This is a genomic window from Streptomyces sp. BK79, assembly GCF_044142145.1.
Classification (GTDB): domain Bacteria; phylum Actinomycetota; class Actinomycetes; order Streptomycetales; family Streptomycetaceae; genus Streptomyces.
This window is the reverse complement of the sequence record NZ_JBHVOC010000032.1, coordinates 67,015-87,955: the sequence shown is the minus strand read 5'-3', so window position 1 is coordinate 87,955 and position 20,941 is coordinate 67,015. Positions and strand designations below refer to the sequence as shown.

General features: G+C 73.9%; 24 protein-coding genes. 17 read left to right on the top strand and 7 right to left on the bottom strand.

Annotation, left to right across the window (positions count from 1 at the left end):
* Positions 1–277: 277 nt before the first annotated feature.
* Positions 278–778 (bottom strand): ATP-binding protein, encoded by a 501-nt coding sequence (locus ACFIF2_RS32305; protein ID WP_395576833.1) that lies wholly within the window; start codon positions 776–778, stop codon positions 278–280.
* 85 nt (positions 779–863) lie between these two features.
* On the opposite strand from ACFIF2_RS32305, the gene ACFIF2_RS32300 reads away from it, so the two are divergent.
* Both ACFIF2_RS32300 and ACFIF2_RS32295 read left to right on the top strand, forming a co-directional pair.
* Positions 864–1,682 (top strand): helix-turn-helix domain-containing protein, encoded by an 819-nt coding sequence (locus ACFIF2_RS32300; protein ID WP_395576832.1) that lies wholly within the window; start codon positions 864–866, stop codon positions 1,680–1,682.
* A complete protein-coding gene (locus ACFIF2_RS32295) occupies positions 1,679–1,912 on the top strand; it encodes a DUF397 domain-containing protein (RefSeq protein ID WP_395576831.1) in 234 nt (77 codons plus the stop codon). Before ACFIF2_RS32300 ends, ACFIF2_RS32295 begins: the two co-directional genes overlap by 4 nt.
* Here ACFIF2_RS32295 and ACFIF2_RS32290 read toward each other — a convergent pair.
* The gene (locus tag ACFIF2_RS32290) at positions 1,869–3,374 is read right to left on the bottom strand and encodes a carboxylesterase/lipase family protein (protein WP_395576830.1); all 1,506 of its coding nucleotides are present in this window, start codon (positions 3,372–3,374) and stop codon (positions 1,869–1,871) included. The two genes, ACFIF2_RS32295 and ACFIF2_RS32290, sit on opposite strands and share 44 nt — an antisense overlap.
* Before the next feature lie 145 nt (positions 3,375–3,519).
* Here ACFIF2_RS32290 and ACFIF2_RS32285 point away from each other — a divergent pair, with 145 nt between their 5' ends.
* From ACFIF2_RS32285 to ACFIF2_RS32260, 6 genes are all read left to right on the top strand, one after another.
* Positions 3,520–3,861, top strand: a complete 342-nt coding sequence (locus ACFIF2_RS32285; RefSeq protein ID WP_395576829.1) for an STAS domain-containing protein — start codon at positions 3,520–3,522, stop codon at positions 3,859–3,861.
* Between the two features lie 115 nt (positions 3,862–3,976).
* Complete coding sequence (locus ACFIF2_RS32280) at positions 3,977–5,077, top strand: LacI family DNA-binding transcriptional regulator (RefSeq protein WP_395576828.1); 1,101 nt, start codon at positions 3,977–3,979, stop codon at positions 5,075–5,077.
* A 59-nt stretch (positions 5,078–5,136) separates the two neighbouring features.
* Positions 5,137–5,643: a hypothetical protein gene (locus ACFIF2_RS32275; protein ID WP_395576827.1), complete on the top strand. Its 507-nt coding sequence runs from the start codon at positions 5,137–5,139 to the stop codon at positions 5,641–5,643.
* A complete protein-coding gene (locus ACFIF2_RS32270) occupies positions 5,640–5,990 on the top strand; it encodes a transcriptional regulator (protein ID WP_395576826.1) in 351 nt (116 codons plus the stop codon). The genes ACFIF2_RS32275 and ACFIF2_RS32270 overlap by 4 nt, the downstream gene beginning before the upstream one ends.
* Entirely contained in the window at positions 5,987–6,895 is a 909-nt protein-coding gene (locus ACFIF2_RS32265) for an ABC transporter ATP-binding protein (RefSeq protein ID WP_395576825.1), read from the top strand. Before ACFIF2_RS32270 ends, ACFIF2_RS32265 begins: the two co-directional genes overlap by 4 nt.
* The gene (locus tag ACFIF2_RS32260) at positions 6,892–7,758 is read left to right on the top strand and encodes an ABC transporter permease (RefSeq protein ID WP_395576824.1); all 867 of its coding nucleotides are present in this window, start codon (positions 6,892–6,894) and stop codon (positions 7,756–7,758) included. The genes ACFIF2_RS32265 and ACFIF2_RS32260 overlap by 4 nt, the downstream gene beginning before the upstream one ends.
* Positions 7,759–7,780: 22 nt before the next feature.
* On the opposite strand, the gene ACFIF2_RS32255 is transcribed toward ACFIF2_RS32260, so the two are convergent.
* On the bottom strand, positions 7,781–8,425 hold the full coding sequence (locus ACFIF2_RS32255; RefSeq protein WP_395576823.1) for a ThuA domain-containing protein: 645 nt from the start codon (positions 8,423–8,425) through the stop codon (positions 7,781–7,783).
* A 28-nt stretch (positions 8,426–8,453) separates the two neighbouring features.
* Positions 8,454–9,116, bottom strand: coding sequence for a hypothetical protein (locus ACFIF2_RS32250; RefSeq protein ID WP_395576822.1), 663 nt, complete (start codon positions 9,114–9,116; stop codon positions 8,454–8,456).
* 124 nt (positions 9,117–9,240) lie between these two features.
* Here ACFIF2_RS32250 and ACFIF2_RS32245 point away from each other — a divergent pair, with 124 nt between their 5' ends.
* On the top strand, positions 9,241–9,651 hold the full coding sequence (locus ACFIF2_RS32245) for a VOC family protein (protein WP_395576821.1): 411 nt from the start codon (positions 9,241–9,243) through the stop codon (positions 9,649–9,651).
* On the opposite strand, the gene ACFIF2_RS32240 is transcribed toward ACFIF2_RS32245, so the two are convergent.
* From ACFIF2_RS32240 to ACFIF2_RS32230, 3 genes are all read right to left on the bottom strand, one after another.
* Positions 9,625–10,320: a helix-turn-helix domain-containing protein gene (locus ACFIF2_RS32240; protein WP_395576820.1), complete on the bottom strand. Its 696-nt coding sequence runs from the start codon at positions 10,318–10,320 to the stop codon at positions 9,625–9,627. The two genes, ACFIF2_RS32245 and ACFIF2_RS32240, sit on opposite strands and share 27 nt — an antisense overlap.
* A 10-nt stretch (positions 10,321–10,330) precedes the next feature.
* Complete coding sequence (locus ACFIF2_RS32235) at positions 10,331–11,263, bottom strand: AraC family transcriptional regulator (RefSeq protein WP_395576819.1); 933 nt, start codon at positions 11,261–11,263, stop codon at positions 10,331–10,333.
* A 73-nt stretch (positions 11,264–11,336) separates the two neighbouring features.
* A complete protein-coding gene (locus ACFIF2_RS32230; RefSeq protein WP_395576818.1) occupies positions 11,337–12,491 on the bottom strand; it encodes a YihY/virulence factor BrkB family protein in 1,155 nt (384 codons plus the stop codon).
* A 99-nt stretch (positions 12,492–12,590) separates the two neighbouring features.
* Between ACFIF2_RS32230 and ACFIF2_RS32225 the strand changes: the two genes are divergently transcribed.
* The 8 genes from ACFIF2_RS32225 to ACFIF2_RS32190 all read left to right on the top strand — a co-directional run bounded on the left by ACFIF2_RS32225 (position 12,591) and on the right by ACFIF2_RS32190 (position 20,940).
* Positions 12,591–14,234 carry an acyl-CoA dehydrogenase family protein gene (locus ACFIF2_RS32225; RefSeq protein WP_395576817.1) on the top strand — a complete coding sequence of 548 codons (1,644 nt, stop codon included), beginning with the start codon at positions 12,591–12,593 and terminating at the stop codon, positions 14,232–14,234.
* A gap of 313 nt (positions 14,235–14,547) precedes the next feature.
* Complete coding sequence (locus tag ACFIF2_RS32220; protein WP_395576816.1) at positions 14,548–15,837, top strand: GAF domain-containing protein; 1,290 nt, start codon at positions 14,548–14,550, stop codon at positions 15,835–15,837.
* A gap of 156 nt (positions 15,838–15,993) precedes the next feature.
* Positions 15,994–17,301, top strand: coding sequence for a hypothetical protein (locus ACFIF2_RS32215; RefSeq protein WP_395576815.1), 1,308 nt, complete (start codon positions 15,994–15,996; stop codon positions 17,299–17,301).
* Positions 17,302–17,404: 103 nt separating this feature from the next.
* On the top strand, positions 17,405–17,977 hold the full coding sequence (locus tag ACFIF2_RS32210) for a GNAT family N-acetyltransferase (protein WP_395576814.1): 573 nt from the start codon (positions 17,405–17,407) through the stop codon (positions 17,975–17,977).
* A 117-nt stretch (positions 17,978–18,094) separates the two neighbouring features.
* Complete coding sequence (locus ACFIF2_RS32205; RefSeq protein ID WP_310887545.1) at positions 18,095–18,178, top strand: putative leader peptide; 84 nt, start codon at positions 18,095–18,097, stop codon at positions 18,176–18,178.
* 181 nt (positions 18,179–18,359) lie between these two features.
* Entirely contained in the window at positions 18,360–20,057 is a 1,698-nt protein-coding gene (gene sirA, locus ACFIF2_RS32200; RefSeq protein WP_395576813.1) for a sulfite reductase SirA, read from the top strand.
* Entirely contained in the window at positions 20,054–20,233 is a 180-nt protein-coding gene (locus ACFIF2_RS32195; protein WP_395576812.1) for a hypothetical protein, read from the top strand. The genes sirA and ACFIF2_RS32195 overlap by 4 nt, the downstream gene beginning before the upstream one ends.
* Positions 20,230–20,940 (top strand): phosphoadenylyl-sulfate reductase, encoded by a 711-nt coding sequence (locus tag ACFIF2_RS32190; RefSeq protein WP_395576811.1) that lies wholly within the window; start codon positions 20,230–20,232, stop codon positions 20,938–20,940. Before ACFIF2_RS32195 ends, ACFIF2_RS32190 begins: the two co-directional genes overlap by 4 nt.
* The last annotated feature ends 1 nt before the right edge of the window (position 20,941 follow it).

Sequence of the window (20,941 nt, the reverse complement as noted above, 5' to 3'; positions counted from 1 at the left end):
AACACTTCGGCCCTATGTGTACACGCTTTTCGAGAAGGGTCCCCCCAGCCACCGGCCGGGCTCCCCCGCCACCGGCCGCAAGCCGCCGAGACGGCCCGGCGTGCTTGCGAGACGCCGACGCGCCCCCACTCCGGGTGACCGGGCAGCGGGCGCGAGGGACCGGCGCACCTCGGCCCCCGCGTTCCTCCGGCCGCCCGCTCGCTTCTCACCCGTGCTGGAGCGAGCCGAGTCAAGGGTCGGCCGCAGGCCGATCGCCGAAGGCGACGCGCAGCGCCCTTTACTCGGGTCGCGGAAGCACGACACTGCCAAGGAAGCGGGCGGCCCCCACGGCCACTCCTCCCCCACCCCGGGCGACACCCACCTCGCACCACACGATCTTGCCGGGGACCCGTTCTTCCACGCCCCACTTGTCCGCCAGTTCCGACACGAGCAGCAGCCCACGCCCGCCCTCCGCGGGCTCCGCGCGCTCCAGCGGCACGGCAGGAACACCGTCCCCGCTGTCGTGCACCTCGACCCGTACGCCGTCCCCGCAGTGCGACAGGCGCAGCAGGAAGCCCCTGCCGGGCGGCACACCGTGCACCAGGGCGTTGGTCGCCAGTTCGCTGACGCACAGCACGACGTCGTCCACACGCTCACGCACTCCCCACTCGGCAAGCACCTCCCGTGCGAACGCCCGTGCGGCGGGGACGGACCGGCGGTCACGGCGGTAGAAGCGCTCACACGGAGACGGGGGTTGAGTTTCCTTGTTCACGTGACGAGGGTCACGCTCCGTGGTCATGATGAGACAGTGCGCACGGCCGTACAGCCGGTCTGTACGGGTGCGCGAGGGTGAACGTACGCGCGCGGGTGGGGAGTTCGACCGCATGGGCACGACGACACGGAGGAACGCCTCCGCGATGAAGATGGTGGGGGCGCTCCTCGCCCTCTACCGCCAGTCCGCCGGGCACACCCAGAGGTCACTGGGCGAGCGGTTCGTCATCGGCGAGCAGCAGATCGCCTCGATCGAACAGGGCAGGCGTCCCCTGAAACCGGACCTCGCCGAGCAACTCGACGAACTCCTCCAGACCAAGGGTGCGTTGTCGATCGCCTTGAGCAAGATGCCGGAGGTGGACCTGGTCCCGCTGTGGGCGGAGGAGTTCCTGGACCGGGAGCGGGAGGCCATCGCCATCTCGTCGTACGAGAACCAGGTGCTCCCGGGGCTGTTGCAGACGAGCGCCTACGCGCGTGCGGTGTTCCACAGCCGTGTCCCCAAGCTCAGCGAGGCCGAGACCGAGGGGCACGTGTCGACTCGAACGGAACGTCAGGCGATCTTCCATCGTCAAGAGCCGCCGATGGCCTGCTTCGTCATCTGGGAGGCAGTGCTGCGTGACCGCTTGGGCGGTGACCAGGTGTACTTCGACCAACTGAGGCATCTTCGAGAGCACTCCGAACTTCCCAATCTCACCTTGCAGATCCTGCCTCTTGGGCGGACGGCTCACGCGGCTCTGGACGGCCCCTTCGTCCTCCTGGAGACTCCTGAACATCAGCGGCTCGCATACACGGAGACCCAGCGCGGCAGCCAACTGATCGCCAACCCCGACGAGGTAGCGATCCTCACTCAGCGGTGTGCGATGCTGCGGTCACAGGCCCTCAACCCCGAAGACACGAGGGACCTGCTGGACCGTCTGCTAGGAGACCAATGAGCAGCACCGCACTTCGGTGGTTCAAGTCGAGCTACAGCGGCAGCGACGGCGGCAACTGCATCGAAGTCGCCTACGAGTGGCGCAAGTCGAGCTACAGCGGCAGCGAGGGCGGCGCCTGCGTCGAAGTCGCCACCGCCCCCACCGCCATCCACATCCGCGACTCCAAGACCACCGTCGGAGACACCGTCACCGTCGCACCAGCCGCCTGGACCGCATTCCTCGCATGGTGACGTCGGCCTTCCACAGGTCGTACTCGGTGTCGCGCGGACCGTACGCCGTGTACGGGGCGCCGTCCCCGAAGACCCGCACGGGATGCGTGGCGTCCCACGCCTCCCACCCGGGGTCTCCGGACTGAACGAACCGCACCCACGCCCCGTGCATCGCGTCGGCCAGCTCGCGCGGAGCGCCGTCGCCCGCGAGCTTGCGTGAGTCCGGCGCGTCCCCGGAGTCGAAGACGAACCCCAGTTCCAGGGCGTGGCAGGAGCCGAGGCCGGGCCGGCCGGACGGCCAGGCGAACTCGTAGACGTACGAGGAGCCCGGCCGCGCGTCGGCGACCCGGTGCAGCGGGACGCGGAGCAGGTGGTCGGTGACGAGCTGGCCGACGGTCTCGGCGGCGCCGGTGCCGGGGCGCAGGGCGCGGTAGCCGCGGACGACCTCGGTGCCGCAGCGGCAGCGGGCGCGGGCCCCGGCCAGGGCGACCGCGCCGAGGCGGTCGACGCGTTCGAGGAGGCCGCCGGGGACCAGCCAGAGCCGGTACTCGTCGCGGGTCCAGCCCATCATCAGGTCGACGCCGCGCGCCGCGTCACCGTCGACCAGCGCCTCCAGGGGGTCGGCCGGGACCACGTCCCCGTCGACGACGATCCCGAACGCGGGCCCGCCGAGCACGGGGCTGCTCAACCGGCCCACCTCGGCCTGGGCGCGCAGCAGCTCCCCCCGGTCGGCGGCGGCGAAGGCCTCGGCGGTGGCGGGGACCCTGAGGCGGGCGGCGATGCGGCGGACCATGCGCCGTACCTTGTCGCGGTCGGCGGCCTCGGGTGCGCCGCTCTGGAGCACGGCCCGCCGGAACAGGCCCCGCGCCCCGGGTGCGGCGAGAAGCGCGCCGGTGCTGATGGCGCCGGCGGACTGCCCGGCGAGGGTGACCCGGTCGGGGTCGCCGCCGAAGGCCGTGATCGCGTCCCGCACCCACTCCAGGGCGGCGATCTGGTCGCGCAGGCCGGCGTTGGCGGGGGCGTCCGGGAACAGTCCGTAGCCCTCGATGCCCAGCCGGTAGTTGATCGAGACGCAGACCACGCCGTCACGGGCGAAGGTGCGGCCGTCGTAGACGGGGACGGCGGAAGATCCCCTGGTCAGGGCGCCGCCGTGGAGCCAGACGAGGACGGGCAGGCGGGCGCCGGGGTCGGGGGCGGGGGTCCAGACGTTGAGGTTGAGGCAGTCGTCGCCGGGGATCGCGGGGTCGGAGAGGTACTGGGCGAACGCCTCGGAGTACGGGGGTTTGGGGGCCGTCGGGCCGAAGACGGCCGCCTCGCGGACGCCGTCCCAGGGCTCGGGGGGCACGGGCGGGCGGAACCGGCGCGGGCCGAAGGGAGGCGCCGCGTAGGGGATGCCGCGGAAGACGGCGACGTCGTGCTCGTACCTGCCGCGTACGGCCCCGTGGGGCGTACGGACCACGGGATTCGTCCGGCCTGCCATCACGCGCTCACCAGCCCTTCGGTGCACCGTCGTACCGCTCATGTCAAAGCGCCGGGGCGCCCGCGGCTATTCCGGGCCTTCGCTCGCGGCGCCGGTGGGGGACAATGGAGGACACGTCCGCCCACACCGCGTTGCTGAGGAGGCCGTCGTGACCGTCGACCCTCGCCGCCCCACGCCGACGACCGAGCCCGTGAGGATCGCCGAGGCCGACGCGCGGCACGCGGTGCTCGTGTTCTCCGGCAGCCTTGACGCTCCGGCGCTGCGCGTGCTGGAGGAACTGCTCCTCGACCACCGCCTGCGGGAACCGACCGTCTGGACGCTGGACATGAGCCACCTGGACCACATCGACCTGGCGTGCGCCTACGCGCTGCTGCGCACGGTCACCCGGGTCCCGGAACCCGTCGCCGTCACCGTGCGCGGGGCGCGTGGGACCGTCCACCGCACCCTGCGGCACGCGGGGATGGACACCGTCGCCTCCTTCGAGCACTGACCGGCCGCCCGCCCGGCGCCCGCTTCCCCGGTCTTCCCGCCGGGGCACGGCGTTACCTAGGATAGGAAGCGCTTTCTATCCCGGGCCCCGGACGGGCCGGAGAGGCGGTTGCCCGATGGTCCGTACGGCGAGCGCGCGCACGGCCGGGCCGACGCTGGCGGTGGTGGCCCGAGAGGCCGGGGTGTCGGTTCCGACCGCCTCCAAGGTGGTCAACGGGCGCGAGGACGTGGCACCCGAGACCCGTCGCCGGGTCGTGGAGGCACTGGACCGGCTCGGTTACGTGCGCCGCCCTCGCTTCGACCTCGCGCGGGCACCCCGGCTGGTCGACCTCGTCGTGCACTCCCTGGACAGTTCCCGGTCGGGCGCGGTGCTGCGCGGGGTGGAGGAGGCGGCGTACGACGCGGGGCTGGACCTGGTGGTCTCGGCGGGGGCGGGCGGACCGGGAACGCCGGGGACTCCGGGGACTCCGGGGCCCTCGGAGTCGTCGCGGCCGGAGCGCGGACGGCTGGACCGGCTGGTCCTGCGCGGCTCGTCCGGGGTGCTCTTCGATCTGGCCGAGCCGACCGCCGCCCAGTACGCCGTGCTGGAACAGCACCGCATCCCCTTCGTGCTGATCGACCCGGCGGTGGATCCGCCGCCGGGCGCGGTGTCGGTGGGCGCGGCGAACTGGCAGGGCGGGGTGACGGCCACCGAGCACCTGCTGCGCCTCGGGCACGAACGGATCGCCGTCGTCGCCGAGCGGCGGGGCGGGCTGTGCGACGACGCGCGGGTCGCCGGCTACCGCTCGGCCCTGGCCTCGGCGGGCGTGCCGGAGCGCCCCGAGTACGTCCGCCACGCCGGTTTCGACCGGGAGGACGCCCGCCGCCGTACGCGGGAGCTGCTGGACCTGCCGGATCCGCCGACGGCGGTGTTCGTCTGCTCCGACGCCATGGCGCTCGGCGTCTACGAGGCGCTGGCCGGGCGGGGGCTGACGGTCCCGGACGACATGAGCGTGGTCGGCTTCGACGACCTGCCCGAGGCGCGCTGGGCCGCCCCGGCGCTGACCACGGTCCGCCAGCCCTTCGCCGAGATGGCGGCGACGGCCCTGCGTCTGCTGCTGCGGATGATGGACGGCCACCGCCCGGAGAGCACCCGCACGGAACTCTCCACCCGCCTGGTGGAGCGCGCGAGCACGGCGCCGCCCCGACCCCGCGTTACTTGCCTGCCGGGAAAGTAGACGGTAACTTTCCCGAGCGGAAAGTAGAACGGGGCTACACGTACAGGGAGGCGGTGGCCGTGAGCACACCGGTCGATGCCGAACAGGCATGGAGGGACCTGCAGCGCATCCGGGTGCCGCAGGAGCGTGTGTACGACGAGGTCGAGCGGTCGGCCTCCGGCGGCCCCCGCGCGAGGTGGGCGACGGCCGCGATCATGTGGGTCTTCCTGGCCGGCCTTGGCCTGGAGCCTCCCCGGTGGGGCGTCTGGCTGGCCCTCGCCGGGTACCTCGTGGTCCTCGGCACCCTCGCCCGGGCCTTCGACCGCGGGAGCCGGGTGCGGCTGCACCACTCCCGCTGCGACTGGCGGATGCTCGCGGGCCTCGTCACGGGCGCGGTGGTGACCGGGGCGACGATCCTGCTGTCCGGCCGTCTGGTCGAGTCGCTGGAGCCGATGACGGGCGCCCTGATCCAGGCGACGGTCTCGGCAGCCGCGTTCGTGCTGGTCACCGGGCCGGTGAGCCGGTGGTCGACCGGCTCGCTGCGCGGCCGGGACCCGCGTCCGGTGATCGAGGGGGCGGGCCGGTGAGCACTCCCGCCGGATTCGACGAGTTGATCCATCCCGCCACCCGGCTGTCGGTGGTCGCCCTGCTCGCCGCCACCGAATGGGCCGACTTCGGCTTCGTCCGCGACAGCCTCTCGCTCAGCGACTCCGCCCTCTCCAAGCAGCTGCACACCCTGGAGGAGGCCGGCTACCTCGAACTGCGCAAGGAGGGCGGCGGCCGGAAACGGCGCACGAAGGTGCGGCTGACGGAGCGCGGGCGCGGCGCCTTCGAAGGGCACGTGGCGGCGCTCCGGGCGATCGTCGAGGGCGCCGACCCGACGGCGGCCCCCGGCCCGGCGCAACGACCGCTCCCCACGGAGGCCGCGCGATGACCTCGCCCCACTCCCCCGGCGTCGTCGTCGAGGCCCGCGACGTGACGATGACGTACGGCGACGTCGACGTGCTGCGCGGCATAGACCTCGACATCCAGCGCGGCGAGGTCTTCGCCCTGCTCGGGCCCAACGGCGCCGGGAAGACCACCACGGTCGAGATCCTGGAGGGCTTCCGGCGGCGCTCCGGCGGCGACGTCCACGTCCTCGGCACCGACCCGGAGCGCGGCGACGACGCCTGGCGCGGCCGTATCGGGCTGGTACTGCAGTCCTGGCGCGACCACCCCCGCTGGCGGGTCGCCGAACTGCTCACGCACTTCGCGGCGTACTACCCCGACCCGCGCGACCCGGCCGAGCTGCTGGCGCTGGTCGGTCTCACCGGCCAGGCCGGGCAGCAGGTGAACCGGCTGTCGGGCGGCCAGCGCCGGCGGCTGGACGTCGCCCTCGGCATCGTCGGGCGCCCCGAACTGCTCTTCCTGGACGAGCCGACCACCGGCTTCGACCCCGAGGCGCGGCACGAGTTCCACCTCCTGGTCGAACGGCTGGCCCGCGACGAGGGCGTCACCGTCCTGCTCACCACCCACGACCTGGTGGAGGCCGAACGGCTCGCCGACCGGATCGCGATGCTGGTCGGCGGCCGGATCCGCGCCAGCGGCACCCCGGCGGAACTGGCCCGGCGGGCCGCCGCCCAGGCCGAGGTCCGCTGGACGGCCGGCGACGGGACGCCCCGCCGCGAACGCACGGAGGACCCCTCACGGCTGGTCTGGGAGCTGCACCGGGACGCGGACGGGCCGATCCCCGGCCTGGAGGTCCGCCGCCCGACCCTGGAGGACACCTATCTGCACATGGTGCACCGGGCGGCCGACGGCACCGACGGGACCGAGGACGGGGAGGCACGGGCCGCATGAGCGCTCCGCACAAGAACGGTTACCGGCGGGCCGGGTTCCAGCGCGGCGGGATCGAGCTGCGCCAGCTCCTGCGCAATCCGAAGGAGCTGTCCGGCCATCTGACCAACGTGGCCGTCGCGCTGGCCGTGGCCGCCTTCATCGGTGAGGACGTGCCCGGCACCCAGACCCCGATGGCCCACCTGGCGCTGGCCGGGTTCGCCGCCTACCTGCTGTTCCAGGTCGGGCTGGTCAACCTCCCGCAGATCCTCGTGACCGAGCGGGAGGAGGGCGCCCTGCTACGGCTGCGCGCCACCCCGGGAGGGATCCCGGCCTACCTGATCGCCAAGTGCGTGCTGGTGGTCGCCACGGCGGTCGGCACGCTGGCGCTGCTCCTGCTGGCGGGGGCCGTACTGGTGGACGGGCCCGTGCCGCACGGGGTGGCCGGCTGGCTGACGCTGGCGTGGGTCACCACCCTCGGTCTGCTCGCCGTCGTACCGCTGGGCGCGGCCATCGGTGCCGTGCTGCCCAACCCGCGCGAGGCACTGGCGCTGATCATGCTGCCCGTGATGGCGCTGCTGATCATGTCCGGCACGGTGTTCCCGATCACCACGCTGCCCGTGCCGGTCCAGCAGGCGGCCTCCGTCTTCCCGCTCAAGTGGATGGCGCAGGGGCTGCGTTCGGCGCTGCTCCCGGACGCGGCGCGGGCCGCCGAACCGGCCGGCTCCTGGGAACTGCCCATGGTCGCCCTGGTCCTGACCGCGTGGGCCGTCCTCGGCTTCCTCCTCGCGGTCCCCCTGCTGCGCCGCGCGGCCCGCCGCGAGTCCGGCTCCCGCCTGAGCGCACGCCACCGCAAGGCGGCCCAGAGCGGGGCGATGCCCGCCTAGGCGGGCCGGGCGGCACGGGCGGTCAGACTGTGCGGGCCGCCCAGCCGATGCCGCCGCGCAGGTGAGCGAGGAAGCGGGGGTCGGTCCAGGTCTCGGCGGCGTGGCCGAGGGCGGTGTAGAAGACGCGGCCCGCGCCCTGGTCGCGGCACCAGACCACGGGGTGGTCCGCGCCCATGCCGCCACCCTCGTAGGAGGACTCGTCGACGCGGGCGAGGACGCGGACCGTGCCGCGCGGGTTGGTGCGGAAGTCGTACCACTCGTCCGTGAACTCCCAGACGGGCGGCAGGTCCCGGGTCGCCGGGTGGTCGCCGTCCTCGACGATGACCCGACCCGGCTGGGGAGCGGGGTGGCGGTCGAAGCGGGCGCCGAGCAACTCGCCGTAGTACGGCCAGTCGTACTCGGTGCAGGCCGCCGCGTGCACGCCGGCGAAGCCGCCGCCGCCCTCGACGTACGCCGCCAGCCGCGCGCGCCCGGCCGGGGTGAGCACCTCGCCGCTGGTGGAGAGGAAGACGACGGCGGCGTACGGGTCGAGGGGCCGTTCGAGCGCGGCGGGGTCCTCGGTGGCGTCCACCGTGAAGTCCCCGAGGGCGCGCAGGGCCGCGATCCCGGCCGGGATCGAGTCGTGCCGGTAGTCGGTGGTGCGGGTGTACACGAGGAGCCGGGGCATGGCGGGTTCCCTTCTCGCGCACGGGCGGTCAGCCCTCGATGTCGACACTGTTGTCGGGTGCGCCGTCACCGTTGGGGGGCAGGTCGCCGCGCTGTACGGGCGTGGTGGCGGGGCGCGGCGAAGGCAGGGTGGCGGCCGCCTCGGCGGCGTCGGGGCGGTGGACGGAGCCGGCGGCGGCGCGCAGCACCGCGCGGGTCACGGGGGCCGTCTCGGCGGACAGCCGCACCACGTACCCGTTCTTCGGGAGGGCGTACTCGTGCCGGCCGCCTCCCGTGCGGTACCACATCCCGGCGTCCGGCTCGCACGTGGTCCGTTCACCGCTCATGTCGCCCACCGGCTGGTCGCGGCAGGTGTCCTCGGTCATCGAGCCCCGCTCGACGGAGAGGCGGATCATGGCGGGCGGTTCGGCCACCCAGGTGGCGGAGAAGCCGTCGTCGCCGAGCACGCCGACGGACTGCCGGGCCAGGGTGTACTCGGGCAGCCGCATGACGTACACGAGTGCGGGGTCCGTCCCCATCGCCTTCGCCCTGTTCTCCAGTTCGTTCGGCGTGAGGAAATCCTCCTCGGCCCGGGCGGACGCGGCGGCGGCCGAGGCGGCGGAGGCCACCGGGTCCCTGGCCGGCTCGGTGCCGCACGCGGTGAGCAGCAGGGGTGCCAGCAGCAGCGGCAGGACGCGCACACGAGGACTCATGCGCCCATCCTGCCGCACAGGTGTTCCCCGGCCGGGCGGTTTCCCGCGCACTCCCTGGGCACGGCGGCTCCGCGTGTCCGTTTCCTTCAAGACGGCTCCCGGCCCCCCTGCCTACGGTGGCCGCATGACCGCACGATTCAACGCCATCGGCCTCGTCGTCTCCGACATGGCCGCGTCCGTCACCTTCTACCGCCGGCTCGGTTTCGCGTTCCCCGAGGGCGCCGAGGACCAGCCGCACGCCGAGGCCGAACTGCCGGGCGGGATCCGGCTGCTGCTCGACACCGAGGAGACCGTCCGCTCCTTCCACCCCGGCTGGCAGCCGCCGACCGGCGGCGGACGGCACTCGCTCGCCCTGCTCTGCGACACGCCGGCGGAGGTGGACGCCCTGTACGCGGAGCTGACCGGCGCCGGCTGCCACGGCGAACTCAAGCCCTGGGACGCCGTGTGGGGGCAGCGGTACGCCGTCGTGGGCGACCCGGACGGCCACGGCGTCGACCTGTTCGCGCCGCTAGCCGCTCCCGCGCCCGGCGAGTAGTTCGCCGGGCGGCAGGCCCGTCAACGCCCGCACGTCGCGCGCGAGGTGGGCCTGGTCCGCGTAGCCGGACCGGGCGGCCGTCTCGGCGAGGGGCGTGCCGGCGCGGGCGAGCGCGAGGGCGCGCTGGAGCCGCAGGACGCGGGCCAGCGTCTTGGGGCCGTAACCGAAGGCGGCGAGGGAGCGGCGGTGCAACTGGCGGGCGCTCAGGCCGAGTCCGTCGGCCGTCCCGGCGACCGGGCGGCCCGCGTCGAGGGCGGCCACGATCCGTGCCGCCAGGGGGTCGGGCGGCTCGGCACCGGCCGCCTCGGACAGTGCCGCCGCCTCCAGGCCGCTCGCCGGGTCGGGGGCCGCGTTCACACGCGAGGTCAGGCGCCGGACCCGGGCGGCCGGCCAGAGGTCGGCCAGCTCGACGCGCCGGTCGCGCAGTTCGTGGGCGGGGACGCCGAGGAGGGCCGGGGCGGTGCCGGGGCGGAAGCGGACGCCCGCCCAGGGTCCCCGGGCGCCCTCGGTGACGTGGGCGCGGGTGTCGGGCCCGGCGACCAGCAGCCGGCCGTCGTGCCAGAGCAGGTCCATGCAGCCGTCGGGCAGGACGCGCCCCTGGCCGGGCGTGACCGGGGTGTTGGTCCACACCACCGCGCCGGTCAGCCGGGACGCCCGTTCCGCGTACACGGCTGCCAGGTTACGCCGGGGTCCGGTACTCCTGCGGGCTGACGCCGTAGACCCGTTTGAAGGCGGTGGACAGGGCGAAGGCGCTGCCGTAGCCGACCTGGCGGGCGATGGCCGCGAGCGTGTCGTCGGTGTCGCGCAGCCGGTCGGCGGCGAGGGCCAGCCGCCAGCCGGTGAGGTACGCCATCGGGGGCTCGCCCACCAGGCCGGTGAAGCGCCGGGCCAGCGCGGCGCGGGACACCCCGGCCTCGGCGGCGAGGGACGCCACCGTCCAGGGGTGCGCCGGGTCGTCCTGGACGAGCCGCAGCACCCGGCCGACGACGGGGTCGCCCAGCGCCCGGTACCAGGCGGGCGGCTCGGCCCGCGGCCCGGCGAACCAGGCCCGCAGCGCGGCGATCACCAGCAGGTCCAGGAGCCGGTCCAGGACGACCTCCTGGCCGGGCCGGTCCCGCGTGACCTCCGCCGCCAGCAGGGGCGTCAGCGGGCAGTCCCACTGGTCGGAGGCGAGGGACAGCAGCGGCGGCAGGGCGTCCAGCAGCCGGCCGCCGATCTCGCCGCGCACCAGGTAGGTGCCGATGAGCACGACCGTCTCCCCGTCGGCCCGGTCGCCCCAGGTGCGCACGCCGAGGTCCATCGAGCCGTTGAGGGGCCGCCCGTCGGGGTAGCCGCACTCACCACCCGGCAGGATCACCGCCTGCGGCGGGGTGCCGGGGTCGTCGGCGCAGGTGTACGGGTCGGGGCCGCGCGCGATGGCGAGGTCCCCGGCACGCAGCCGCAGCCGCGCCCCCGTGTCCGGCACGATCCAGGCGTCACCGCGGACCACGAGCATCACCGTGAGCGGCGCGCGGTCCTCGACGCGCACGGCCCACGGCGGGTCGAAACAGGCACGGATCATGAACGCGCCACGGGCGCGGGGCCCCTCCAGCAGGCCGGCGAGTGCGTCCATGGCGTCACAGCGTAGACGCGGTGGACGCGGTGGACGCGCGGCGGTGCCCGCCGACGAGGGCTGGGAGGGGCCGTCAGGACGCCTCCGGCTTGTCGTGGTTCGCGGGCGACTTGGTGTGGTTCGCGGGCGGCGTGTTCTTCACGTGGGTGCGCAGGCGGGCCGTGACGTCCTCCGGGGGCAGGAAGCGGGACCAGCGTTCGGGGAACTCGGAGGGCATGTCGGGGTCCGCCTCGCCGCTCGCGGCGGCGCGGGCCACGTACTCGGCGACCTGGGCCTGACGCAGCCGCTCGTTGGCCTCGCGGGCGGCGGCGGTGGCGGCGGCCGGCCACACCCGGTCGATCGCGGCGTTGACCGCGGCCCCCACGAGCACCGCGAACGCGGACACGCCGATCCACAGCAGCACGGCGACGGGCGCGGCCAGCGAGCCGTAGATGGTGGGGCCCTCGACGGTGCTGGTGAGGTAGATGCGCAGCAGGAAGCTGCCGAGCACCCACATGGCGAGGGCGACCAGCGCGCCGGGCACGTCCTCGATCCACGGGGAGCGCACCGGCACGGAGACGTGGTAGAGCGTGGTCAGGAAGGCGATGGAGAGGATGATGACGACCGGCCAGTACAGCACTTGGACGACCGTCGTCGACCACGGCACGATCCGCACCACCGCGTCCGGTCCGGCCACCATCAGCGGCAGGGCGACCGAGCCGATCAGCAGGGCGACGAGGAACAGCAGGAAGGCCAGCAGACGGGTCTTGACGATGCCGCGGACGCCGTCGAGGCCGTACATCACGGTGATGGTGTCGATGAAGACGTTCACCGCGCGGGAGCCCGACCACAGGGCGAACAGGAAGCCGATGGAGATGACGTCGGGCCGGCCGCCCTTCGTCACGTCGTCCAGGATCGGCTCGGTGATCTGCTGGACGCCGCGTTCGGAGAGCACCGCGCGGGAGGCGTCCAGGATGTTGGTGCGCAGGCTCTCGGTGGTGTCGGCGCCGATCCACAGGTCGACGTAGCCGATCAGCCCGAGGACGCTCAGCAGCAGCGGCGGCACCGACAGCAGGGTGAAGAACGCGGCCTCGGCGGCCAGGCCGAGGATGCGGTACTCCATGCACGAGTTGACGGTGTCCTTGAGGAGCAGCCAGGCGGTCCTGCGTTTGGAGACGTTCCGGTACAGGACCCGGACGCGATGGAGCCGGCCCGAGGGCCGTTCAGGGGATTCACTTGCTGGCTGCACGCCCTAAAGGTATCCGTCGCGGGGGGTCGCACTCATCCGCGGACGCCCGGTGGCCGGGGCCGGCTGCCCGCGGGGCCGGGGCACGGTAGGTTCACGGTCATGGCAGGCAGCACCCACACCGTGACGAATCAGGCGCCGCCGCTGGCCGGCTACGACGTCTTCACCGCCGACCGGGCCCTGACGGCCGCGGTCGAGCGGCACCTGGCACCGGAACTGCTCGAGGAGGCGCGGGCCGAGCTGTCGGGCCTGGGCCGCGGCTGCGGCTCGCTCCAGGCCCAGGAGTGGGGCGCGCAGGCCAACGAGAACCCTCCGGTGCTGCGCACGCACGACCGCTACGGCCACCGGATCGACGAGGTCGACTTCCACCCCGCCTGGCACCGGCTGCTGGGCAAGGGCGTCTCGGCGGGCCTGACCGCGGCCTGGTCCCGGCCGGGCGGGCACGTGCGGCGCGCGGCCGCGTTCCTCATGTGGGCGCAGGTGGAGGCGGGCAACGGCTGCCCGCTGTCGATGACCCACGCGGCGGTCCCGGCCCTGCGCGCCGACCCGGAGCTGGCCGCCGAGTGGGAGCCGCGGCTGACCTCCCTGGTGTACGACCGGGAGCTGCGGCCCGCCCACCTGAAGGCCGGGGCGCTGTTCGGGATGGGCATGACGGAGAAGCAGGGCGGCAGCGACGTCCGCGCGAACACCACCTCGGCGCGTCCGCTGGCCGAGGACGGCGCGTACGAGCTGACCGGGCACAAGTGGTTCTGCTCGGCGCCGATGTCGGACGGTTTCCTGGTGCTGGCGCGGGCCCCGGGAGGGCTGACCTGCTTCCTGGTGCCGCGCGTGCTGGCGGACGGCACCCGCAACGTGTTCCTGATCCAGCGGCTCAAGGACAAGCTGGGCAACCGGTCCAACGCCTCCGCCGAGGTGGAGTTCGCCGGGACCTGGGCCCGCCGGGTCGGCGAGGAGGGGCGCGGGGTGCGCACCATCATCGGCATGGTGGCGGCGACCCGGCTGGACTGCGTACTGGGGTCGGCGGGGCTGATGCGGCAGGCCGTGGCGCAGGCCGTGCACCACTGCGCGCACCGGGAGGCGTTCGGCGCGAAGCTGACCGACCAGCCGCTGATGCGCAACGTCCTCGCGGACCTCGCGATCGAGTCGGAGGCGGCCACCACGCTCGGACTGCGGCTGGCCGCCGCCTACGACGCCGCCGAGGGCGGCGACGAGCGGGAGCGCGCGCTGCTGCGGCTGGCGGTGCCGGCGGCCAAGTACTGGGTGACCAAGCGGTGCGCGCCCCTCGCCGTGGAGGCCGCCGAGTGCCTGGGCGGCAACGGGTACGTCGAGGAGTCCGGCATGCCCCGGCTGGTACGGGAGTCGCCGCTGAACTCGATCTGGGAGGGTGCCGGCAACGTGCAGGCGCTGGACGTGCTGCGGGCGCTCGGGCGGGAACCGCTGGCGATGGACGCCTACCTCACGGAGGTGGGCGCCGCCCGGGGCGCCGATCATCGGCTGGACGCGGCGATCAGGGGTCTGCTGACCGAGCTGGCCGATCTGGAGGCCGCCGAGGGGCGGGCGCGGCGGCTGGTGGAGCGGCTGGCGCTGGTGCTCCAGGGCTCGCTGCTGGTGCGGTACGCGCCGCCGGAGGTCGCCGACGCGTTCTGCGCGGCTCGGCTGGGCGGCGACGGGGGCGCGGCCTTCGGCACGCTGCCGCCGACGCTGGACCTGGCGGCCGTGGTGGAGCGGGCCCGGCCGGTGAACTGACCCCCGTGGTGCGATGCCGGCGGTGTGCTGCCGGTGGGCCGGCCCGGGTGGCCTGATCGTGTCGGGCGGGCGCGGGGGTGGTGCTGCGCCGACACGGCACCACCCCCGCCACACGGGCCCGTTCAGGCCGCGTACGCCGCTCGGGGCGACGTGGTTCAAGTTTGGACACCGGCACGGGCGTCCACCAGGGTTGCAGGGGGTTGCAACTTGCTGCGGACTGTGTGCGGAGTGTGTCCTTCGGGCACGGGGAACCGGTCACTATGAGACGAACATCCGAGTATCCGAACATCCGGCTCCGGGAGGACGGGGACCAGTGGCGCTCTCGCCGATGGACGTAACGCAGTTCGCCGGCGTCGACACGACGCGCGCGGCCCGCGTGCTCAGCGAGGTCCGCTCGGCCAGACTCTCCGGCGGCCGGGCTCCGGTGGCCCCGCGTCCGGTGATCGAGCAGTCCTGGGACCGGATGCTGCGCAGCGGCGTCGATCCGGACCACGACTTCCGGTCCGGGCTGCTCTCGCCGGAGGAGGTGCGGCGACGGCGGGAGACCTCGGCGCTGCGGCACGTGCTGCCGGTGCTGCGGGAGGGTCTGCTGTCGGTCGCGGACGTCGCCCACCACATCATGGTGGTCGCGGACGACGACGGCCGGGTGCTCTGGCGGGAGGGCAGCCCGCGGGTGCTGCGCAAGGCCGACGGCCTCGGCTTCGAACTCGGGGCGGACTGGCGGGAGGAGGTGGTCGGCACCAACGGGGTGGGCACACCGGCCGTGACACGGCGGCCCGTGCAGGTCTTCGCCTCCGAGCACTTCGTCCGGTCCCAGGCGACCTGGACCTGCGCCGGGGCGCCCATCACCGATCCGCGCAGCGGGCGGCTGCTCGGCGTGGTCGACGTGAGCGGGCCGCTGGAGACGATGCACCCGGCGACGCTCGCCTGGGTGGACTCGGTGGCCAAGCTCGCCGAGGCGCGGTTGCGGGAGTTGCACGTGCGGTCGCTGGAGCGCCTGCGGACGGTGGCGGCGCCGGTGCTGGCCCGCCTCGACGGGCGGGCCGTGGTGACCGACCGGGACGGCTGGACGGCGGCGGTGACGGGGATGCCGTACCTGGACCGGCTGGTGCTGCCCAAGTCCCCGGCGGCGGGGACGCGGTGGCTGCCGGGGTTCGGCGCGTGCACGGTGGAGCCGCTGGGCGAGGGCTGGCTGGTGCGGGCGGCCGAGGAGCCGGTGCCGCAGGGCGCCGCCCGGATCGTGCTGGACCTCGGGCAGCCGCGCCGCTGGTCGGTCCGGGTGCTGGGCGGGGCGGAGACCTGGGTGCGGGAACTCAGTCCCCGGCACGCCGAGTTGCTGTACCTGCTGGCGGTGCACCGGACCGGGCGCAGCGCGTCGGGGCTGGCCGAGGACATGTTCGGCGACCCGGCGCGCACGGTGACGGTACGGGCGGAGATGTCGCGGGTGAGGAGGTACCTCGGGGCCTATCTGGAGCATCGGCCGTATCGTTTCTGCGACGACGCGGAGGTCGACGTCGTCCTGCCGGCCGACCCCCGCGACCTCCTCCCCCACTCCTCGGCACCGGCGGTGGCGCGGCACCGGACGTCGGCGCCGGAGCGCTGAAACGGCCGGCGGGGAACGGTTGTTTCCGGCATATGTGCGGCGTCCGCGTCCGCGGACCCCGCCGTCTGTCGTAGCATCCTCTACGGACCGCCCCTTCGCTCCTCGGTCAACGCGGCCACCGTCGAGCGCAGTTGGTCCGGTGCCTGTGGAGGTTCTATGAAGCAGCGTGGCAGACACCGCCGACGCAGGCGGGGCAGGGCGCTGAGCGCGGCCCTGACCGGTGCGGCCCTCGCGCTGACGGGCGCCGCCACGATGATCAGCGCCTCGCAGGCCACGGTCGCCGACGACCCCGGCGTGCTCAAGCCCCTCACCTCCGCCGCCGGGACCGATGCCCTGCGGCTGACGGAACACCGCGTGCCGGCCCCGTGGCTCGACCGGCTCTCCGCCCAGATGGGCGAGCCGGTGGGTGTCGACGCCGTCCTCGGCTCCGCCGACCGCGCGCTGCGCGACGCCGACGACTGCACGGCCGAGGACCGGGAGGCGCTGCCGGTCTCCCCGGCGGCCACCCGTGCCTACTGCTGGGACCGGGCCGACACCGAGGGCTGGCGCCCGGGCGCGGTCACCACGTCCGGGGACGCCGACGAGGACGGCCGCTGGGGCACCCACCGCGTCGTCCTGTCCGCCTGGGCCCGCGACGCCGACACCCCCGGGGGCGGCCTCGCCCGGGTCTCCTTCGTCGACGCCGACGACCCCGCCCGCCTCAGCCACACCTCCGCCCTCCTCGCCGTCCCGGTGGACGGCGGCCACGACTACCGGGGCCTGGCCTCCCCCGTCTCCGGCATGGTCTGGTACCAGGACAAGCTGCTGGTCACCGCCGGCTCCGGGGACCGCGACGCGCTGTACGTGTACGACCTGGACCGGATCCAGCGCGCCACGACCGAGGCGGACGCCGTCGGCCGGGTGCCCGGGGGCTGGGCGGCGGACGGCCACCCGTACGTCCTGCCCGCCGTCGCCTCCTACCGGCTCCCCGACACCGACGGGGCCGCGCGCCCCGGGGCGCTCTCCCTGGACCGCGGTACCGCGCCCGACAGCCTGGTGGCCGGCGAGCGGGTGTCCGCGGACGGCGACCGCCCCACCCGGCTGTGGCGCTACGCGTTCAGCACCGACCCGGCGCGCACCGGGCTGCCGGCCACCGACACCGCCGGACACGTCGACGCGGTCGAGGCGTACGAGACCGGGGCGGCCGAGGTGGGGGGCGTGCTGTCGCACCGCCCGGCCGGCGCCGTGCGCTCCGAGTGGTACCTGAGCCGCGCGGCCGGCGGGCAGGACGGACGCGGGACCCTGTGGCGCCAGAACACCGAGGGCGCCCGAGCCGCGGAGTGCGGGGCGGACCGCTCGCAGCGGTGCTGGAGCGGCCTGGCGGGCTCCCTGTCGTACGAGGGGCGGACCGGCGAGGTCTGGTCCCAGTCCGGGCGGATGCTGTTCGCGCTGCCGCTCGCGTCGGTCGAGGACGCGCTGGACTGACGCGCGAGGACGCGTGGGACCGACGCGCGCCCCGGCCCGGCGGCGCCTCCCGCGACGGACCCGGGATCGACAGATCCGCGGGCCCGATGATTCCCTGACCGGCATGACCAACATCGCCGTGACCACCTGGTCCCTGGAGCAGACGGCGCCGACCGACCTGCTGCCGGCCGCCGCACCGGAGGGGGACGTCCGCGTCGTCCGCTCCGAAGTGCCCTCCCCCGAGTTCAGCCGCTTCCTGTACGCCTCGGTCGGCGGTGACATCCGCTGGACGGACCGGCTCGGCTGGAGCCACGCGCGGTGGCGGGAGCACCTGGAGCGGCCCGGCGTGGAGACCTGGGTGGCCTACGACCGCGGCACGCCCGCCGGATACGTGGAGCTGACGCCCGGCGACGACGGGGTCGTGGAGATCGAGTACTTCGGCCTGATCCCGGCTTTCCGGGGCCGGCGCATCGGCGGCCACCTGCTCTCGTACGGCACCGCCCGCGCCTGGGACCTGGCGGACCGCTGGCCCGCCCTGGCGCCGACCAAGCGGGTCTGGCTGCACACGTGCAGCAAGGACGGCGAGCACGCGATGGACAACTACCAGCGCCGCGGCTTCCGCCTGTTCGACACCAAGGTCGAGGAGGAGCCCGAGGTGGCCGCTCCGGGGCCCTGGCCTGGAGCGTTCCCCGCCTGACCGGACCGCCCCGCCCGCATGTGATCCACAGCACCCTTGTCTCGCCGTACGAGACAAGGGTGTCCACATTTTGGATGAAGCTGGACTGTGTCCAGATCGCCGTGCCAGGCTTCCGCCATGCCTGGAACTGGAATTGCCTTGGTGAGTCGGCGGCACGTCGACCTCGGCCGCATGTCCAGCGCCATCTGTCCGGCCCGCTGAGAGAACCCTCCAGCACCTCCGGATCTCCCGCATTCGCCTCATTCCCGCGCAATGACGCGCAGTATGCCCGCGCGCCCGCATGCGCAGGTCAGAGCCGCCCACCCGTCACCCGACCACCACCCCTCACCGACGGCGCTACGCGCCGACCCAATCCATCGCTGTCCCGAAGGACGTGTCACCCATGGCCGCCACGCCGCCGAATCCCGCTGCCGCGACCCCCCGCCGCAAGGTGAGCCGTCACCGCGGCGAGGGTCAGTGGGCGGCCGGTCACTTCACCCCGCTCAACGGCAACGAGCAGGTCAAGAAGGACGATGACGGTCTCAACGTACGGACACGTATTGAGACGATCTACTCCAAGCGGGGTTTCGACTCGATCGACCCCAGTGACCTGCGCGGACGGATGCGCTGGTGGGGGCTGTACACCCAGCGCAAGCAGGGCATCGACGGCGGGAAGACGGCGGTCCTGGAGCCGGAGGAGCTGGACGACAGCTACTTCATGCTGCGAGTCCGCGTCGACGGCGGCGCGCTGACCACCACGCAGCTGCGCGTCATCGGCGAGATCTCGCAGGAGTTCGCGCGCGGCACGGCCGACATCACCGACCGGCAGAACGTCCAGTACCACTGGATCCGGATCGAGGACGTCCCCGAGATCTGGAACCGGCTGGAGGGCGTCGGCCTGTCCACGGTCACCGCGTGCGGCGACACGCCCCGCGTGATGATCGGCTCCCCGGTCGCGGGCATCGCCGAGGACGAGATCATCGACGGCACGCCGGCGCTGGAGGAGATGAAGCGCCGGGTCCTGAACAACCCGGCGTACTCGAACCTGCCCCGCAAGTTCAAGACCGCGATCTCCGGGTCGCCGGTGCTGGACGTGGTGCACGAGATCAACGACGTGGCCTTCGTCGGCGTCGAGCACCCCGAGCACGGGCCGGGCTTCGACCTGTGGGTCGGCGGCGGCCTGTCCACCAACCCCAAGCTGGGTGTGCGCCTGAACGCCTGGGTGCCGATCGAGGACGTGCCGGACGTCTACGAGGGTGTCATCTCGATCTTCCGCGACTACGGCTACCGGCGGCTGCGCAACCGCGCCCGCCTGAAGTTCCTGGTCGCGGACTGGGGCCCGGAGAAGTTCCGCCAGGTGCTGGAGGACGAGTACCTGAAGCGGAAGCTGACCGACGGCCCCGCCCCCGCCGACCCCACGAGTCGCTGGCGCGACCACATCGGCGTGCACCGGCAGAAGGACGGCCGCTACTACGTCGGCTTCGCCCCGCGCGTCGGCCGCGTCGACGGCACGATCCTGACGAAGATCGCCGACCTGGCGGAGGCGCACGGCTCGGGCCGGGTGCGCACCACGGTCGAGCAGAAGATGATCATCCTCGACGTCGAGGAGGGGCGGGTCGACTCCCTCGTGGAGTCCCTGGAGGCGCTGGACCTCACCGCCCGGCCCTCCACCTTCCGGCGCGGCACCATGGCCTGCACCGGCATCGAGTTCTGCAAGCTCGCCATCGTCGAGACCAAGGCGCGCGGCGCCTCGCTCATCGACGAGCTGGAGCGGCGCCTGCCCGAGTTCGACGAGCCCCTCACCATCAACCTCAACGGCTGCCCCAACGCCTGCGCCCGCATCCAGACCGCGGACATCGGCCTCAAGGGCCAGCTGGTCCTGAACGCCGAGGGCGAGCAGGTCGAGGGCTACCAGGTGCACCTGGGCGGCGCGCTGGGACTGGAGCCGGGCTTCGGCCGCAAGGTGCGCGGCCTGAAGGTGACGGCGGCGGAGCTGCCGGACTACGTGGAGCGCGTGCTGAAGCGCTACCAGGCCGAGCGCGAGGACGGCGAGCGGTTCGCCACCTGGGCGGCCCGCGCCTCCGAGGAGGCCCTGTCATGAGCGAGCGTGCCGCGCCCTTCTACTGCCCCTACTGCGGCGACGAGGACCTGCGTCCCCATGAGGAAGGTCACGGCGCCTGGGAATGCGGGGCGTGCAACCGCGCATTCCAGCTGAAGTTCCTCGGGCTCCTCGCCCGGGGACTTCAGCCCGACTCCACGGGAGGGGAACCGATATGACGGCGGTTCAGGAAGAGCGTACGACCGAGGAACTGAAGGCGCTCGCCGAGCGGGCGGGCCGCGAGCTGGAGGACGCCTCCGCGCTGGAGATCCTCCAGTGGGCGGCCGACACCTTCGGCGGCCGCTTCTGCGTCACCTCGTCCATGGAGGACGCGGTCGTCGCCCACCTCGCCTCCCGCGCCCTGCCCGGCGTGGACGTGGTGTTCCTCGACACCGGCTACCACTTCCCGGAGACCATCGGCACCCGGGACGCGGTCGAGGCCGTGATGGACGTCAACGTCATCACGCTCACGCCCCGGCAGACGGTCGCCGAGCAGGACGCCGAGTACGGGCCGAGGCTGCACGACCGCGACCCCGACCTGTGCTGCGCGCTGCGCAAGGTGAAGCCGCTGGAGGAGGGCCTGAAGGGGTACCAGGCCTGGGCGACCGGCCTGCGCCGCGACGAGTCCGAGACCCGGGCGAACACGCCGGTCGTCGGATGGGACGAGAAGCGGGGCAAGGTGAAGGTCTCTCCCATCGCGAAGTGGTCACAGGAAGATGTGCAAACGTACGTCGACGAGCACGGGGTCCTCACCAACCCGCTGCTGATGGACGGCTATGCCTCCGTGGGCTGCGCGCCCTGCACCCGCCGTGTGCTGGAGGGCGAGGACGCCCGCGCCGGCCGCTGGGCGGGCCGCTCCAAGACCGAGTGCGGACTGCACGGCTGAC

What these genes read in the sequence shown, in the direction of transcription:
- ACFIF2_RS32190 (WP_395576811.1), top strand. Translation starts at nt 20,230, where the DNA reads ATGACGGCGGTTCAGGAAGAGCGTACGACCGAGGAACTGAAGGCGCTC.
- ACFIF2_RS32300 (WP_395576832.1), top strand. Translation starts at nt 864, where the DNA reads ATGGGCACGACGACACGGAGGAACGCCTCCGCGATGAAGATGGTGGGG.
- ACFIF2_RS32195 (WP_395576812.1), top strand. Translation starts at nt 20,054, where the DNA reads ATGAGCGAGCGTGCCGCGCCCTTCTACTGCCCCTACTGCGGCGACGAG.
- ACFIF2_RS32225 (WP_395576817.1), top strand. Translation starts at nt 12,591, where the DNA reads ATGGCAGGCAGCACCCACACCGTGACGAATCAGGCGCCGCCGCTGGCC.
- ACFIF2_RS32235 (WP_395576819.1), bottom strand. Translation starts at nt 11,263, where the DNA reads ATGGACGCACTCGCCGGCCTGCTGGAGGGGCCCCGCGCCCGTGGCGCG.
- ACFIF2_RS32260 (WP_395576824.1), top strand. Translation starts at nt 6,892, where the DNA reads ATGAGCGCTCCGCACAAGAACGGTTACCGGCGGGCCGGGTTCCAGCGC.
- ACFIF2_RS32245 (WP_395576821.1), top strand. Translation starts at nt 9,241, where the DNA reads ATGACCGCACGATTCAACGCCATCGGCCTCGTCGTCTCCGACATGGCC.
- sirA (WP_395576813.1), top strand. Translation starts at nt 18,360, where the DNA reads ATGGCCGCCACGCCGCCGAATCCCGCTGCCGCGACCCCCCGCCGCAAG.
- ACFIF2_RS32250 (WP_395576822.1), bottom strand. Translation starts at nt 9,116, where the DNA reads ATGAGTCCTCGTGTGCGCGTCCTGCCGCTGCTGCTGGCACCCCTGCTG.
- ACFIF2_RS32205 (WP_310887545.1), top strand. Translation starts at nt 18,095, where the DNA reads ATGCCTGGAACTGGAATTGCCTTGGTGAGTCGGCGGCACGTCGACCTC.
- ACFIF2_RS32265 (WP_395576825.1), top strand. Translation starts at nt 5,987, where the DNA reads ATGACCTCGCCCCACTCCCCCGGCGTCGTCGTCGAGGCCCGCGACGTG.
- ACFIF2_RS32255 (WP_395576823.1), bottom strand. Translation starts at nt 8,425, where the DNA reads ATGCCCCGGCTCCTCGTGTACACCCGCACCACCGACTACCGGCACGAC.
- ACFIF2_RS32295 (WP_395576831.1), top strand. Translation starts at nt 1,679, where the DNA reads ATGAGCAGCACCGCACTTCGGTGGTTCAAGTCGAGCTACAGCGGCAGC.
- ACFIF2_RS32210 (WP_395576814.1), top strand. Translation starts at nt 17,405, where the DNA reads ATGACCAACATCGCCGTGACCACCTGGTCCCTGGAGCAGACGGCGCCG.
- ACFIF2_RS32280 (WP_395576828.1), top strand. Translation starts at nt 3,977, where the DNA reads ATGGTCCGTACGGCGAGCGCGCGCACGGCCGGGCCGACGCTGGCGGTG.
- ACFIF2_RS32305 (WP_395576833.1), bottom strand. Translation starts at nt 778, where the DNA reads ATGACCACGGAGCGTGACCCTCGTCACGTGAACAAGGAAACTCAACCC.
- ACFIF2_RS32215 (WP_395576815.1), top strand. Translation starts at nt 15,994, where the DNA reads ATGAAGCAGCGTGGCAGACACCGCCGACGCAGGCGGGGCAGGGCGCTG.